Consider the following 15,621-nt stretch of genomic DNA (forward strand, 5'->3'; position numbering starts at 1 on the left):
GCAGGTGCGCTGAATGCGTAACTCACCTGGCAAACTGCTCGCAGATCTCGTTCACCGCGCTGCACACGCGCACCACGTCGGCCTCGGTCATCTGCGTGAAGAGCGGCAGCGTGACCGTGCTCGCCCCAAAGCGCTCCGCGTGCGGGAACATGCCCGCCCTGAAACCACGCTCGCGGTAGAGCGTGAAGAGGTGGATGGCCGGGTAATGCACGCCCGAGCCGATGCCGCGCTCCTTGAGTTCGCCCATGAAACCGGCGCGGTCGATCGCGAGCTGGTCGAGGGGTAGCGTGATCTGGAACATGTGCCAGTTGCTGTTGGTGAAATCGGCGAGCGGCAGGCCCATGCCGAGCTTAACCGCCGCGCCGCCTTCGAAGCCCGCGAAGTAAGCCCGCGCAAGCTCGCGGCGCTGCCGGATGAAGCGCTCGATGTGCTTGAGCTGGCCAAGGCCGACGCGCGCCGCCACATCCGTGAGATTGTACTTGCCGCCGAGCACGTCGCAGTCCATGCCGTCGAAGCCCGTGCGCGTAATGCCCTGGAGGCGGTACTTCTGTGCGAGCACGGCTTCGGCTTCGTCGTTGAGGACGAGCGCGCCGCCTTCGATCGACGTGAGGTTCTTGTTGGCGTGGAAGCTGAACGAGACGATGTCGCCGATCGCGCCGATACGCTTGCCGTTCCAGCTCGAACCGAACGCCTGCGCGGCGTCCTCGATCACACGCAGCTTGTGCTCGCGGGCGATCGCATAGAGCCGGTCCATGTCGACGGGCAGGCCCGAGAGAAAGACCGGGATGATGGCTTTGGTCTTCGGCGTGATGGCGGCTTCGAGCTTGTCGAGGTCGATGTTGCGTGTAACAGGATCGATGTCGGCGAACACGGGCGTCGCGCCCACCTCGTAGATCACGTTGCTCGTGGACACCCACGACGCGGGCGTGGTGATGACTTCGTCGCCGGGGCCCACGCTGGCAAGGCGCAAACCGATTTCGAGCGTGGCCGTGCCCGAGTTGAAGGTGCGCACGGGACGGCCGCCGCAGTATTCGGAGAGCGCCGCCTCGAACGCCTGGTTCTGCGGGCCGGTCGTGATCCACCCCGAGCGCAGCACGTCGATGACGCCCTGAATGGTGTCCTCGTCGATTTCTGAGCGCACGAACGGCAGGAACGGAAGGGGTGACTGAGAAGATGACTGACTCATGAATGCTTGACTCGTTGTACTGAAAAATGAAATGAGGCACGCGATGGTTCGCGAATGAATGTCCCGGCGATTCTCGCTTTCGTCCAAAGGCATGACCGCAATTGTCCGTTACTCTCGACCGTGGAGACAATCCCCTTAAAAAAGGGGTTTTTACAAGGTGATACATGAAACTGGTCCATCAACTTCCGCTGGCGCTGGGCGCCGCGTTGCTGGTCGCTTCGGGGGCGGGGCTATTCGGCGTATTGCAGATGAACCGTGCGGCGCACACCTATGAGCGGCTCGTTTCGGTCGACGATGCACAGGCGCGCGAGGTGGACGACGCGCTGGTCGCATTCAAGAACCAGGTGCAAAACGGCAAGGATATTCTGGTGCGAGGCAAGGACCCCCAGCAATTCAAAAAGTACTGGGGCGCATTCCAGAAATACGAGGACACGGCTCAGACCATAACGGAAAAGCTTGCACGCGAACTGCCGCCCGGTGACGCGCGCGAGAAGATCGAGCGCTTCAACGTGTTGCACAAGCAGATGGGCGCGTCGTTTCGCGCGGCGCTCGGAAAGTTCGAAGCATCCGGCTTCGATATCGCCGTCGGCGATCGTGCAATCGACGGCATCGATCGCGACTCCGCCATTACGTTGCGCGAATCGGGTGAGGCAATCGTCGCGCAGACCACCGCCGCCATCGCGCTGGCAAAAGCGAGGCAACGACGCGCCATGGTGGCGAGCGTGAGCGTCATGGCGATCATCGTGCTGGCGGGTGTCGCGGCTGCATTGACATTTTCGCGCGCGATCACGCGCAAGCTCGGTGGCGAGCCCGACGACGCGCGTGAGGCCGCCCGCCAGATCGCGAGGGGCAACCTCAACGTCGACCTGCATCTGCGCCCCGGCGATACCGACAGCCTGATGGCCGCCATGCACGCGATGACGGCGGCGCTCGCGGGTATCGTCGAGCAGGTGCGCACGAGCAGCGACGCCATTGCGACCGGGTCGGCGCAAATCGCGTCAGGCAACGCGTACTTGAGCCAGCGTACCGAGGAGCAGGCGAGCGCCCTGCAGGAAACCGCGGCGTCGATGGAGCAGTTGAGCGCCACCGTGAAGCAGAACGCCGCGAATGCACTCGAGGCCAGCGAACTGGCGGCGGGCGCGTCATCGATTGCGGTCGAAGGGGGGAACGTCGTCGGATCCGTAATCGAGACGATGAAGGGCATCAACGAGGGCTCGCGCAAGATCGGCGAGATCATCGGCATCATCAACGACATCGCGGCGCAGACCAATATTCTCGCGTTGAACGCGGCGGTGGAAGCCGCGCGAGCGGGTGAGCAGGGCCGCGGGTTCGCCGTAGTCGCGACAGAGGTGCGCTCGCTTGCGAAACGCAGCGCGCAGGCTGCCCACGAGATTCGCGGATTGATTACGTCGAGCGTGGAGCGTGTCGATCAAGGCAGCGCACTCGTCGACGAGGCGGGCGCGACGATGACGCAGGTTGTCGCCGCGATTCAGCGCCTGAGCGTGCTCGTCGCCGAGATCAGCCATGCGAGTGCGGAGCAGAGCACCGGTGTGGGGCAAGTCGGCGAAGCCGTCACGCAGATGGATCAAACCACCCAGCAAAATGCGGCGCTGGTCGAAGAGAGCGCCGCTGCAGCCGAGAGCCTGAAACACCAGGCGGCCAATCTTGTCGACTGCGTCGCGCAGTTCAGGCTGTGAGGAAGCTTTGAAGCGCGAATGGCGGCGCCACGAAGCGGCGCCATTCGCATTGCAGGGCGTTATTTCACGAACGCAACGCTGGTGGGATCGGGGACATCGGCCGACTGCCCGCTGGCGGAGACCTTGCCGGTGACGCGGTCGATGTGGAATACGCTCACATTGCCGCTGCGCTGATTGGCGACGAACAGCCACTTGCCCGATGGGTCGATCGCAAAGCCCCACGGTTTCTCGCCGCCCGAAGGCGTGCGCTGCACTTCGGCGAGCTTGCCGGTGGCGCCGTCCACGCGATAAACGACCAAGGCATTTTCGCCGCGGTCTTCGACATAAACGAATCGACCGTCGTGGCTGAGCGCCATTTCGGCGCCGCTCTTCGCGCCTGCGAAGCCTTCGCTGCTAATGGGCAGTGACTGCACGAGCGTCAGTTGGGCCTTCGACGCGTCCCAGCGCAACACCATGAGTTCCGCGCTGAGCTCGGTGAGCACATACGCATAGTCTCCCGATGCACCGAATGCAACGCGCCGTGGGCCGCTGCCCGGAGGCGCGACGAACGGCGAGTCGCCGTCGAGTTGCGTCAAGGCATGGGTCTTTCGATCGAAACCGTAAATGAACACGCGATCGGAGCCGAGGTCGGGCACGAGGGCATAGCGGCCGGACGGGTCGACCGTGACGCCGTGTGCGTGTGCACTGGTTTGACGCGGGCTCGGGCCCGAGCCGGTCTCCGCGATCGTCGATTCGAGCGTCCCGACGCTGCCGTCGCGGTTGACCGCTACGCTCGATACGGACCCGCTGTTGTAGTTCGCGCCGAGCAACGTGGAGGACGGGGTATCGAAGCGCAAGAACGTGGTGCCGCGCCCGCCCGTGAGCACGTCGTTGATGCGCGCCAGCGAACCGTTGCCGCGATCGACCGCGTATGCCGTAATGCTGCCTTCCTTGTCGCGGTCGTCGTCGACGGCGTACAGGACGGGCAATACGGGATGCGCGGCGACCCACGTGGATTTGAGCCCTTGCGCGACCGGACCGATGGGGGTGAGTGCGCCGGTGGTCACGTCGAAGCGCAAGGCGGTGATTTGCTGGTGCAGCGTGCCCACATAGACGTATTCCGTGCCGGCGGTCGCCGGCACGGTCGCGGCCATCGCTTGCGCCGAGAACGCGCATGCGGCAAGGCTGGCCAGAATGGTGTGCCGCGCCGTGCGCGCGGGCTTCACGAGTTGCGCCATATTCGAATTACCCGGAGTAAGAATGGGAGTGAATCTTTGGCCGCTTCCCTGCAACGGGGAAGCGGAAAACCGGAAAACGCGAAAAGGGTATTCGCAGCGCCTGGGCGGGTCCCTGCACAAAAGCCGGATTCGCTGGCACTTTTGAGTGGAACCAGGGAAGATCCCGGTGCGAGAAGCGCGGTGTGCGACGCTTGGGGAAAGGTGCGGAAAGGAATCGCAGCAGACACCTTGGGCCGCGGAACCTCGAAGCTATCGCCGCGCGTCGCTGCGAAACTGGCTTGGCGCCTGCCCGACTTCCCGGCGAAAGAAGCGCGTGAAATACGCGGCGTCTGCGAAGCCCAGCCAGAACGCGATCTGCTCCACCGACATGTCGCCGAAAATGAGTTCGCGTTTCGCTTCGGTAATGATGCGCGCGTGAATCATCTTGGTCGGGCTTTTTTCCGCGGCGGACGCACATGCGGCGCGCAACTGCACGAGCGACACCGCCAGCATCGAAGCGTACTCCTGGAGCGGCAGATTGCTGCGGTAATGCTCGTCGATCAGCTTGCGGAAGCGCTCCACGAGGCGCACGTCGTGGCGCGGCGCGCTGTCGTTGACGGTCTGCTCGTGGCGCGCTTCGCGAATCAGCGTCAACAGCAGCATCGTCAGCAAGGCTTCGGTACCGGTGACCTGGCCCACCGCGTCGGACTCCACTTCCTGCTTCAGGCGCTGAATCAGGGTGTAGAACTCGCTGGCGGCGTCGGCGCTATGCGCGAACGGAATCATGCGCGGCGAAGACCAGAGCGCGATGAACTCGTGAAGCTTCGCGTTGACCTGCGTGAGATAGGACACTTCGATCGTGACGACCCACCGGTCGACATCGATTTCATAGTCGAGACCGTGGATGCATTCGGTGGGCACCAGCAGCGCGCAGGGTCCTTCGAACGGCACGCTGCGGCCTTCCAGATTCATGACGCCGCGGCCGTTGCGCACGAAGATCAGTTGCCCATACGCCGGATGGGCGTGGGGCTCGGTGCGCCAGCGCCCGCGTTCGGTCACGTGGCCGACGTGCACAAACCAGTTTTCCTCTTCGGGCCGCTCGACGTAAAGCCGAACCTTGGGAACCGCGGTCAACCGGCTTTCACCGGTGGTTTTGCGCGGGGGTTTGCTGATCATTGCACCGTGTGCCATGCGGTCTCCTGGACGGCCGTTCAGGCGGGGCCGCCATTGCGATTGGAAGTTCGCCTGAACGCAGTACCTTCAGGCCGGGCACGCGTGCGAATTTCTCGGTTTACCCCTTGAAAAAGGGGCGGTGGATATCGTCATATTTTTTCATGGATTGGCCGCCAGGCGCATTGCGATATACCCCGAGACCGGCACCGGAACTTTACGGCGCCGATCCCACCCTGAGATCAGAAGGTATGCACCATGCCAAGGATGACGCCGCGCGTATTCGAACCCGGCGCCACCGTGACCCCGCCATAGGCGGTGCCGTTGAGCGTGAAACTCGCCTGATTGCGGTTGTTGATGAACCCGGCCGACGCGTACAGCGTCGTGCGCTTCGACAGATAGTGCTCGTAGGTCATGCCGATCTGCTGGGCGTTGTTGCCCTTGCCGGTGCGGTCGTGCACATAGCCGTACATCAGCGCCAGCTGGTCCGCCGGGCTGAAGTTCCAGGAGCCGGAGCCTTCGTACACGTCACGCTTGATGCTGTTGTCAGTCTGACGCTCCGTGTGATACGCGAGATAGAAGCGCGCCGGGCCGACGCCGACCGAGGCGCCCGCGTTGAACACCTTCAGTGTCGACGTGCCGGTGGCGTTGTCCGCCTGCTCGTAACCCGCCGCGATTCTGAACGGGCCGTTCTCGTAGCGCGCGGCCGCGTTGTAGAACTGCAGGCCGTTGCTCGGCTTGGTCGTGGCGTCGCGCATCGCGACCATGAACTGCGCACTCAGCCCATAGACCGTCGGTGTGAAGTAGGAGATCGCATTGTTGACGCGAATGGTCAGCGAGTTGAAGTTGAGCATGGGCGAGCCCATGCTCATCACCGCGACCGGATCGAGCTCCCGGTTCAGGAAAATATACTGCGGCGTGTTTTGCAGGCCAAAGCGCACTTCACCGAAGCCGCCCGAGAGCCCCACCCACGCCTGCCGGTTGAAGGCTTCCGCGGCATTGGCGGCGGCTCCGGTCATGGCGGAAAAGCCCTGCTCGAGCTGGAAATTGACGTGCAGGCCGCCGCCGATATCCTCGCTGCCTTTCAGGCCGTAACGGCTTGCAAACAGGCCGCCCGAGGTTGCGCGTACGACGGCGCCGTTGCCGCCGTTCTGATATTCGATGGCGTTGTCGATCACGCCGTAGAGCGTGACGGACGACTGCGCATGAGCGGTAGTAAAAAGGCAGGCCGACGCGATGCCGGATGCCAGCATCCACACTTTCTTCATTCTTGTCTCCAACGTTACTTATAGTTATTGCGCTCATTGACCCGTAGGCGCGGGGGCGTTCGTCTCCATCGTTTGAAATAATTCGTAAAACTAATCAGTAATTCAGAATTCCAGGGAACAGACATTGCTGACGTCGCTGACCCCGTCCTCGAAGCCTGTCCTGCCGCAGGCGGGTCAGTACCCCGCCATTTCGCGCGCCGCACCGACCACGCCATAGCTGCGCGTGGGCGCCGACATGAGGAAGCGATAGCCTTCCTGAACCAGCCGCTGGTGATTCTTCGCCGTGACGTGCGGATTGCCGACCACGACGTTGTGCTTGTGGCAGGTCTCGACGATCCGGCGCATGGCGTCGAGCACTTCGGGGTGTTCGTACTGTCGCGGAAAGCCCAGTTCCTGGCTGAGGTCGCCTTCGCCGATGAGGATGAAGCCGATGCCCGGCACATTGGCGAGGATGTCGTCGAGGTTCTCGATCGCCTGCGTGCTTTCGCACATGAGGCCCACGAGGATCTCGCCGTGCGGGGCGAGCGGCCAGACGTCGGCCTTTTCGTAGTACTCCTGGATCGACAGCCCCCAGTAGCGCGCCGCATTGGCCGGCCCGTCGCCGCGCACGCCCTTGGGCTCGTAGAGCGGTGCGTGTTTCGGGCGTGCGTAGCGGCACGATGCCACCGCGTTATAAGCCTGCTCGACGGTGGCGATGTGAGGCCACACGACGCCGTACGTGCCGCGGTCGAGCACCTGCTTGGCGAAGGCCTGGTTCATCTCCGCGCCGTTGGCGGGAATCCGTGCGATGGGCGTGACGCGCGGCGCGACCGACCCCGACTCGGCGATCTGCTTGCGGTTGAGCATGTACTGCATGGCGTCGCCGAGCGCGGCGACGTCATACGGGTTGTGCTCCATTTCGAACACGACGCCGTCGTAGGGCGCTTCGCTCATCTCGATGGCGGTTTGCTTGTCGAGCTTGGAGAACGCAGCGAACGCGGGCTTGCCGGATTCGAACGCACGAATGATGCCGTTCAGGCGGGTGTTGCTCATCGGTCTGTCTCTCATCCACGGAAGTGAAAAGGGCGGGGCGTCCGGCTCACTCGTCCGCTTTCCAGTACATGAAGCCCATGCCCTCGCCGGTGCCGGCGGGCGTGCGCCAGCAGGGGACGTAATCGACCAGCGTCATCTCGGCGCCGGTCTCTTGCACCGCTTTCATCACGCTCACGTAGAGCTTGATTTCAGAGGTGCCGGATTGATATGAGCGGTCGTCCACGGCGGCGAGGCCGTCGTAGTCGTAGGTCGCCAGCATCTTCATGATGCGGTGGTCGAACTCCTCGTCGTTCACGAAGTGCGAGAGTCCGCCCGAGGCGAAGATGCCCACGCGCACGTCTTCGGGCCAGGCCGTGATCGCATCGCGCAGCACGCGGCCGAACTCGATGCAGCGCGACATCGAAGGCTGCGTCGGCGGGTAGAAGCAGTTCATGATGATCGGCACGTGCGGCGGCGGATTGTCGTCCATGATCTGGTGATAGACGAAGCTGTACGCATGCGGCACGACCGGGTAATCGGGGAGCGGCTTCATCCACACGTTGTCGGGCCATGCGAACAGATCGGCGAGATCGAAGCCGTTCGCCTGGAAGTGGTTGATCAGGTACGCGGCCAGTTCCGGATGGCAGTCGTGCGTGACATGATGGTCGGGCGCGTAGACGGATCGCTGCGGCGGCCCGTTATGGACTTCCTCGCCGCTGAAGATCGCGATGGAAGGCGAGAAGTCCGTGAAGATCTCCTTCTGGTCCTTGCCGAGAATGATCGCCACGTCGATCTTTGCGTCGCGGTACGCGGCCGCCATCTTGTCGAGCGCGGCACGGCAGCGCGCGGCGCGCGCCGTGCGCTCTTCGAGCGTGAGGAACGGCGCGAACGCGGCCTCGCGGTGCGCTTCAAGTTCGGGGTAAGTCCACGTGCGGTTGCGGAACCACAATTCCGGATTGTTGCGGTCGCGCTCGCCGTTCTTCAGCCAGTCTTCCGGCGCCTGGCCGAGCATGCCGCTGTGCGGCACCGCCATCCCGAATACGATCTTCGCCATGTAGGTTGTTTCCAGTTTTACAGTCGGTCGCCACGGCCAAGGCCGTTGGCGTTGTTGAAGTGACAGGCGCTCTCAGGCGGGCGCCACTGTTTCTTTGCTTTGGACTACGATGGTTCGTTTGCCGCGAGGATCACGCCTCGCGCAGTTCGCGCTGCGGCTCGCTGACCTTCGGCGCCCAGTCGGGGCGATAGAGGATCGCCGTGGCCGCCGCGCCCACCAGCAGGAACACGAAAATCACCATCATCGGCAGGTCGTAGCTCCCGCCCACATGCAGCAGCCAGCCCGAGAGGCTTGCGGCCACGCCGCCTGCGAGGCTGGTCGCGACCTGCTGCACGCCGGTCACGAGGCCCACGGTCTGTTTGGGGATCAAGGTGAGCCGCGACAGCACGAGATTGTTCGCGGTAGTCAGGCCGAGCAGCGAAAGCGACAGCACGTTCCAGAAGAGTGCGGTTTCGAGCGTGTTCGCATAGGCGCCCAGCAGGACCGTGCAGCCGCCAAAGAAGCCCGCGATGATGAACGCCTTGCGCACGAAGATCGCATTGCCGCCGCGCGCGATGATGCGGTCCGCCGCCCAGCCCGCAATGGCCGCGACGATCGCGATGCCGGCGAAGCTGAAGAACGTGAAGATGCCCGATTTGCCGATCGACAGGCCGCGCTGCTCGACGAGGTAAGCGGGCATCCACGTCATGCAGTAGAACGTGAAGTAGCCGTAGCAGAAGTTCGTGATCATGCCGCCCCACACCACCGGGCTCGACAGGATGCTGCCGAAGCTGACCGTGCGGGCGCTGCGATTGGCCTGGCGCACGGTGTCGCGCGAGGGCAGGTCGTTACGCACGAGGAGCAGCCAGGGCACGAGCCAGAGCAGCCCGACGAGACCGGTGGCGACGAACATCGCCTTCCACGAATAGTTGACGATGAACCACGCGGCGACCGGCGCGCCGATTGCCGGGCCGAACTTGTTGCCCATGGCGAGAACGCCCACGGCGAGGCCGCTCTGGCTTTCGTGAAAGTTGTTGCGGATCCAGCGGTAGCTGGCCGGGATCACGATCGCTTCGGCAATCCCCACTAGCAGGCGCATGACGACGAGGCCGGCCAGCGTCGTGACGGCGCCCATCAGCGCAGTGGCCGCACACCACAGTGCAAAGCAGATCGCATAGGGCCATTTCACGCCGTAGCGGTCGGAGATCCAGCCCATTGGCACCTGAAAGAGCCCATACGACCAGAAGAACGCCGAGTTGATCCAGCCGCGGTCGACGTTGGTCAGCGCAAAGTGCCGGATGAAGTGACTATCCGCAAGGACGCTGGAAATGCTGGTGCGGTCGATAAAGGACGTCAACACGCCAATCGCGAGCAGGGCAAGCACGCCCCAGTTGCTCACGACGCTCGATTCTGTTTTGCTCGTCTCCATCTGCTTTTTCGTACCTCGATCGATTCTGTTACATGGCCGGACGGCGCGCAGGTTGCGTACCGCCCGACCGCAATGGGCGCCGGCTGGCGGCATCGGCTCAGACCAGCGCCGGATACAGCTTGAGTGCCGTCTTGCCGAAAATCCACGCACGGTCGGCCGCGTTCAGGCATTGCAGCCCGGCCTGCGCCGTCGCCAGAATGTCCTGCAGCGTACCCGGCGAAGTGGGAAAATTCGACCCCCACGCCATACGCTGCGCGCCGAAGGCATCGACCACGCGCGGGAAAAACGTCTCGGCGCTCGCGCGTTCCTTTTTCACGTCGCCGAAAATGCGCGGCGTGAGCTTCAGGAAAATGTTCTCGTACTGCGCGAGGTCGAAGAGGCTCTGCGCCTTCGCGTACGGCGCGCCATCGGTTACATCGGGGCGGCCAAGGTGGTCGAGGACGATGGGCACGCCCGGAAAGCGCCTGGCGAGCGCCGTGACCTGCGGCAGACCGACCGGACCCGTCTGGATGCACATCGGCAGTCCGAGGTCCGCGCACAGTTCCCACGCCGGAAACGCGCGCGGATCGTCCAGCTCGCTCGGGTCGAATTCCTTCGTACTGCCACCGGTAAAGAGGCGCAGCCCTTCGAGGCCGCGCTCGACCCATTCGCGGATGCGCTGCGGCGCGTCGGGCTGCAGCACGTCCACGGAGCCCACGGCCACGAGGCGATCGGAGTAGCGCGCGCAACTGTCGGCCACATAGCTGTTGTCGAACCCGTAGGTGGTCGACGAATGCACCACGGCGGCCTTGCCCACGCCGGCTTCGTCCATCGCGGCGAGCAACGTTTCGACGGTGATGGGGCGCTCCTGCGACCACTCCGAGCGCTTGCCGAAGAGGGGCGCGGGCGGATAGCGGTCTTCGTTATCGGAAATGATGTGCGGGTGAATGTCAACGATTGGGGATGGCATGGGTGTCCCGGTTGTTTTTCGAGTGCCTGCGGGAGGAGCGAAAATCATTTGCCGCGCGCCTTCAGCCGTGCGTCGAGTCGCGGATAGACGCGGCGAGCGTTGCCTTCGAAGATCCTGAAGCGGTCCTCGTCGGTGAGCGCCGGGCAGGCGTCGAGGTAGCGCTTCGTGTCGTCGAAATAGTGGCCCGTGCAGGGGTCCTTGCCGCGCACCGCGCCGATCATCTCCGAGCCGAACAGCACGTTGCTCGACGGAATCACCTTCGTGAGCAGTTCCACGCCTGGCTGGTGATACACGCACGAATCGAAGTAGATATTGTTCAGCAGTCCTTCGAGCGGGCGGTCGCGCATTTCGAGCGACATGCCGCGGTAGCGGCCCCAGTGGTAGGGCACCGCGCCGCCGCCGTGCGGAATCACGAGGCGCAGCGTGGGGAAGTCCCTGAACAGATCGGACTGGAGAATCTGCATGAACACCGAGGTGTCCGCATTCAGATAGTGCGCCCCGGTGCCGTGGAAGCACGGGTTGCACGACGCGGCCACATGGATCATGGCGGGCACGTCGAGTTCGCAGAGCGCTTCGTAGAGCGGATACCATTCGTGGTCGGTCACGGGGTTGCCGGTCCAGTAGCCGCCGCTCGGGTCCGGGTTCAGGTTGCAGCCCACGAAGCCCATCTGCTCGACGCAGCGGCGCAGTTCGGCCACGCTGTTGGCAGGCGCCACGCCCGGCGACTGGGGCAACTGGCAGACCGGCGCGAAGTTGTCCGGGAACATCTCGGTCACGCGGTAGACGAGATCGTTTGAGATCTCGGCCCACTCGAGGCTCGTGCGCTCGTTGCCGAGGTGGTGGCTCATGAGACCGGCGATCGGCGAGAACAGCGTGAGGTCGCTGCCGCGTTCGCGCTGCAGCTTGAGCTGGCCGTCGCCGATGGCTTCGCGGATCTGCTCGTCGCTGACCCAGGCGCCAGCGCGCGAAGGCGCGTTGGTCGGGTCGTCGGCGAATTCGACCTGGGTGGCGCGCCAGTTCCTGAACGAGGCGGGAACCGTCGTGAAGTGGCCGTGGCAATCGATGATCATGGTGTCTTCCTGCGGATCAGCGGGCCAGCGGGTCGACGAACAGCTCGCTCATCGCCATGCGGCGCGGCGTGAGCCCTTGCTTGAACGCGGTCGCTTCGAGCGCTTCGATGGTCTTGCGGTTTTCCTCGATGCCGTAGGGCAGCGGGTCGTGGCCGACGATCTTGCGCAGTTCCAGATATTTCTTGTCCCCGGCGCTGACGGCTTCGCCGGCGTCGAGACGCGCGAGCCATTCCTGCTTGGCCTGCGCCAAGGCGTCGTAGAGCGATTTCGCGATCCACGGATGCTCGGCGAGCACTGAGTCCTTCACGACGATGGTGCCGTGCATCGGGTAGATGCCGGTGCGCGCGTAATACTCCTTCTCGAGGTCGGCGGCGTGCGGCAGCAGGTCGGGGTAATCGGCCTCGACTTCCTTCCAGCCGCCCGTGGGCGCGCCCGTGCGGCCGATGCCGGCCGCCGCCGCGAAGCCCGCCGCGAGTTCGCCGCTCGCCATCATGTCGGCAAGCGAACTGCCGGCCGGCGCGTGCACGACGTTCGCGGGCAACTCGAGTTGCGTGACGTGCTCCTCGTCGTCCACGACCCACGTGACCTTGGACGAATCGAGCCCGAACTCGTCGATCAGGACCTGGCGCGTCCAGACGCCCGTCGTGACGGAGTAGGCGCGCACACCGACCTTGCGGCCTTCGAGGTCCTTCGGGTGCTTGATGCCGGCTTCGGGGCGCACGAGCAGGCCGCCGTGGTGGAAGCGGCGCGTGACGAAGATCGGCAGGCCGACGAAGGGCGCGCCGTAGGCGCGAGCGATGATATAGGTGGTCGGGGCCAGTTCGCAGACGTCGAACTCGACGTCGCGCACCATGCGGCGGAATGCGCCGATCTGCGGCTGGACCGTGACGAATTCGGCGTCCACGCCTTCGATGGGGATCGATCCGTTGCGAATTGCCGAGGTATGCGGGTGTTCACCGACCGCAAGTTTGAGCCGCACTTTCTGAGCCAACATCCTTCTCCCTCAATTTTTGCCGTCGGGGGCCCGGATAGGGGGCGATGCCGGACGGAACACTTCGATGGAGAGAGAATATTTGACCTGACCAGGCGCGTCCCTATACAAAAGGGAGATTCGATGGCACTTTTTGCAGCTGGATAGCAGGAGGCTGGCGGGACATTAGCGTTTTCCCGCACGTGCCGCCATGCATCCCTGCCTGCCCGCCGTTCGATTTCTTGCAGGGTCCTGGGTGTGCCCGCGCCCGGGCTGTCCAAACCGTCAGGGTGTGGGCGCTTCGGAAATTAATCGGATAACTAAGCATTTCGAGGCGTCGGCGCATGCCGCATTGCGGGAACGAAATCGAATCGCCCCCGTTTTTTCGTCAGCATTTCTGCGCCGTTCCCCTTAAAATTGCCTGATCTTGCCGTACCGGAGCTACCATGGAACGAAAGAAAGCTGAACACATCCTGCTCGAAGCCGACGAGATCGCCGGCCTGGTTCTCAACGGCTTCGACATGACGATGGAAACCGACGCCGGGCGCGCGCTCTACGAGCGTACGTTTAACGCCTATATCCACAACGAAATCGGCGATTTGCCCGTTGGGGAGCTGTACGACGCCTTGAACGGCTCGCCCGAAGCCTTTACCGCCACCACGCCGCATTAAGCCGGCACCCTACCGGATAACCCACCCACGAGCCACGCTGCGAATGCGCAAGAACTCGCAGCATGGCCTCCTCTCGTCGTTACGCGTTCACTTCACGTCGAACGAGTAATGTCCGGTCGTGCGGTGCCCATCGGCGGCGACCGCGACCCACACCACCGAATACTTTCCAGGCGTCAGCGCGTTCAGCGCAACCGACATGCGCTTGTTGTTGCCCGCATCGACCTTGGCCTTGTCATGAATGACGGATTTGCCCTGCGCGTCGGTCACGTCGATCGAACTGAACGCGGGCTCGAGTCCGTCGTCGAAGTCGATCACGACCGCGTTGAGCGTGGCCGGCGCGGTCGATCCCGCGGGCGGTTCCTGATGCTTCGGATAGGCGTGCGCCCACGCGAGGTGGGCGGCGAGCAGCGCGATCGAAGCGACGGCCGTGCGCAAAGTAACGAGTTTCATGGCGATATTCCTGTGTGATTGTGCGGGCTTACTGGAACAGCGGCTTGCCGATCGTGTGCGGCGCGACATCGTCGAAGAAGATGTGCACCTGCGCGAGGATGCCGACGTGCGAGCCGCTCGCCCGGTTGATCGGGATCTGCGCTTCGATGCCGAGCTGGCCGTAACGATTCATCCAGATGAAGCCGGGGTTGACGGTCCCGGTCGTTTGTCCCTGGCTGCGCGAGAGGGGCACTTCGATCAGCGGGATCAGGTTCGAAAACGGCTGCGGCAAGCCGAGGTCGTGCACGTGTTGTTGCAGGTAGGGCAGGCTGTACTGGAACGTGAAGCCATAGTCGAACGAGTTCGGCTGCCCGCCGCCGGTCGTGAACGACGGTCCCGCTTCGCCCGTGATGGCGATGGGCCGCAGCCAGGCGAGCGAGTCGGGCAGATCGCCCATGCCCTTGCCGGCGAAGACCGTGGGCGAGATCGTCGAGAAGTTGTTGGCGATCGCGCGGCTGCCCGTGCCGCCGAGTTCGGCGTTCACGCCGACCGAGGTCATGAATTCATGCGCGTCGTTCACGTAGAGCAAGTACTTGAGCCCCACGCCGAAGTTGTCGAAGCCGCGCGCGGTGGGGTTGTTCTGCATGACGTAGCCGCCGTCCACGGAGAAGGCGAGCCGCGGCGTGATGAGCTTGTCGTACTCGAAGCTGAACGTGTTGATGCTCTGGTCGCCGGCGTCTCCCGGCACGCGCTGGTGCCCGAATTCGAAGTTGGCTTCGTCGCCGACGCCGGGGTCGTCGACGGAGAGCGTGGAAGGGAACACGCGGTCGCCCGCGATGGCGTGCGCATGGGCCGCGCACGGTCCGAGCAGCAGCGCGCAGCCGAGGAGCCGGCTCAGTGCGCGAAGGTTGGCAAGAACGCCCGGCGCCATGCGGCTGGAAGGCGATTGGTCAGACATGAGTTGTCCTGTCGAGGAGCGAGGCACGCGCGCGAGCCAGGGCGGCGCGCGGGCAGACCCGGCGACACGCTGGGCGCATCGTCCGGGATTGGCATGATCGATCGAGTCAGGACAGGGGTGGGGCGCGTGCGTGGATGTGGCCCGCGGGCGCGACGAGGCGAACGCTCTCGAACTGCGCCGCGATACGTGCCTGCACGAGCCGGCCGACGACGAACAGCGCCACGGGTACGCCGGACACGACGGGCAGGTGCGCGAAGAAGCTGCAATAGCCGCAGTCCTGCATGTCGCCCGACGTGGCGTGCGCGCCCGCCGTGCCGCTCGCGCCGTGCACGTGGTGCTCCATCGAAGGCATGCCGCAGGGCGCGCGTTCCACCGTGCCGGGCGCCATCTGCATGGCCTGGGCGGCAAGCAGGTGCGAAACCACGGGCGCGAGCGTCGCCATGAGGAGCGCAAGCGTCCCCAGTAGACTGCCCAGCCTGAGATGGAATCGGCGCACGGCGTGAAGTGGCGGAAATATTGCGGGGATTATGCCACGCAGACCGCACCCCCGCCGCGCCGCTTACGGCAGCGCCGCCCGTCAAAGC

General features: G+C 64.2%; 15 protein-coding genes. 2 read left to right on the forward strand and 13 right to left on the reverse strand.

The features are described 5' to 3' along the window. Positions 1-22: 22 nt before the first annotated feature. Positions 23-1,186: a DegT/DnrJ/EryC1/StrS family aminotransferase gene (locus AB4Y40_RS13615; RefSeq protein ID WP_368688131.1), complete on the reverse strand. Its 1,164-nt coding sequence runs from the start codon at positions 1,184-1,186 to the stop codon at positions 23-25. Between the two features lie 164 nt (positions 1,187-1,350). Here AB4Y40_RS13615 and AB4Y40_RS13620 point away from each other — a divergent pair, with 164 nt between their 5' ends. After that, the gene (locus tag AB4Y40_RS13620) at positions 1,351-2,883 is read left to right on the forward strand and encodes a methyl-accepting chemotaxis protein (RefSeq protein WP_368688132.1); all 1,533 of its coding nucleotides are present in this window, start codon (positions 1,351-1,353) and stop codon (positions 2,881-2,883) included. A 59-nt stretch (positions 2,884-2,942) separates the two neighbouring features. Here the strand turns inward: AB4Y40_RS13620 and AB4Y40_RS13625 are convergent, their stop codons facing one another. From AB4Y40_RS13625 to AB4Y40_RS13665, 9 genes are all read right to left on the reverse strand, one after another. Beyond that, positions 2,943-4,100, reverse strand: a complete 1,158-nt coding sequence (locus tag AB4Y40_RS13625; protein ID WP_368688133.1) for a lactonase family protein — start codon at positions 4,098-4,100, stop codon at positions 2,943-2,945. A gap of 249 nt (positions 4,101-4,349) precedes the next feature. Next, positions 4,350-5,270: a helix-turn-helix domain-containing protein gene (locus AB4Y40_RS13630; protein ID WP_368688134.1), complete on the reverse strand. Its 921-nt coding sequence runs from the start codon at positions 5,268-5,270 to the stop codon at positions 4,350-4,352. Positions 5,271-5,491: 221 nt separating this feature from the next. Continuing rightward, entirely contained in the window at positions 5,492-6,517 is a 1,026-nt protein-coding gene (locus tag AB4Y40_RS13635; protein WP_368688135.1) for a porin, read from the reverse strand. 174 nt (positions 6,518-6,691) lie between these two features. Next, positions 6,692-7,549 carry an HpcH/HpaI aldolase/citrate lyase family protein gene (locus AB4Y40_RS13640; protein WP_368688136.1) on the reverse strand — a complete coding sequence of 286 codons (858 nt, stop codon included), beginning with the start codon at positions 7,547-7,549 and terminating at the stop codon, positions 6,692-6,694. A 46-nt stretch (positions 7,550-7,595) separates the two neighbouring features. Then, positions 7,596-8,582 (reverse strand): protocatechuate 3,4-dioxygenase, encoded by a 987-nt coding sequence (locus AB4Y40_RS13645; protein ID WP_368688137.1) that lies wholly within the window; start codon positions 8,580-8,582, stop codon positions 7,596-7,598. A gap of 130 nt (positions 8,583-8,712) precedes the next feature. Further along, positions 8,713-9,990 carry an MFS transporter gene (locus tag AB4Y40_RS13650; RefSeq protein ID WP_368688138.1) on the reverse strand — a complete coding sequence of 426 codons (1,278 nt, stop codon included), beginning with the start codon at positions 9,988-9,990 and terminating at the stop codon, positions 8,713-8,715. Between the two features lie 97 nt (positions 9,991-10,087). Beyond that, entirely contained in the window at positions 10,088-10,939 is an 852-nt protein-coding gene (locus AB4Y40_RS13655; RefSeq protein WP_368688139.1) for an amidohydrolase, read from the reverse strand. Between the two features lie 44 nt (positions 10,940-10,983). Beyond that, positions 10,984-12,009, reverse strand: coding sequence for an amidohydrolase family protein (locus AB4Y40_RS13660; protein WP_368688140.1), 1,026 nt, complete (start codon positions 12,007-12,009; stop codon positions 10,984-10,986). Between the two features lie 16 nt (positions 12,010-12,025). Then, the gene (locus AB4Y40_RS13665; protein WP_368688141.1) at positions 12,026-13,003 is read right to left on the reverse strand and encodes an ABC transporter substrate-binding protein; all 978 of its coding nucleotides are present in this window, start codon (positions 13,001-13,003) and stop codon (positions 12,026-12,028) included. 422 nt (positions 13,004-13,425) lie between these two features. Between AB4Y40_RS13665 and AB4Y40_RS13670 the strand changes: the two genes are divergently transcribed. Then, complete coding sequence (locus tag AB4Y40_RS13670) at positions 13,426-13,650, forward strand: hypothetical protein (RefSeq protein WP_368688142.1); 225 nt, start codon at positions 13,426-13,428, stop codon at positions 13,648-13,650. A gap of 87 nt (positions 13,651-13,737) precedes the next feature. Here AB4Y40_RS13670 and AB4Y40_RS13675 read toward each other — a convergent pair whose 3' ends face one another. From AB4Y40_RS13675 to AB4Y40_RS13685, 3 genes are all read right to left on the reverse strand, one after another. Next, the gene (locus tag AB4Y40_RS13675; RefSeq protein ID WP_368688143.1) at positions 13,738-14,100 is read right to left on the reverse strand and encodes a copper resistance protein CopC; all 363 of its coding nucleotides are present in this window, start codon (positions 14,098-14,100) and stop codon (positions 13,738-13,740) included. A 28-nt stretch (positions 14,101-14,128) separates the two neighbouring features. Further along, positions 14,129-15,010, reverse strand: coding sequence for a hypothetical protein (locus tag AB4Y40_RS13680; protein WP_368688408.1), 882 nt, complete (start codon positions 15,008-15,010; stop codon positions 14,129-14,131). A 133-nt stretch (positions 15,011-15,143) separates the two neighbouring features. After that, positions 15,144-15,533, reverse strand: coding sequence for a DUF2946 domain-containing protein (locus AB4Y40_RS13685; protein ID WP_368688144.1), 390 nt, complete (start codon positions 15,531-15,533; stop codon positions 15,144-15,146). Positions 15,534-15,621: the final 88 nt, after the last annotated feature.

The sequence above is a fragment of the Paraburkholderia sp. EG287B genome (genome assembly GCF_040965595.1).
Lineage (GTDB): Bacteria > Pseudomonadota > Gammaproteobacteria > Burkholderiales > Burkholderiaceae > Paraburkholderia.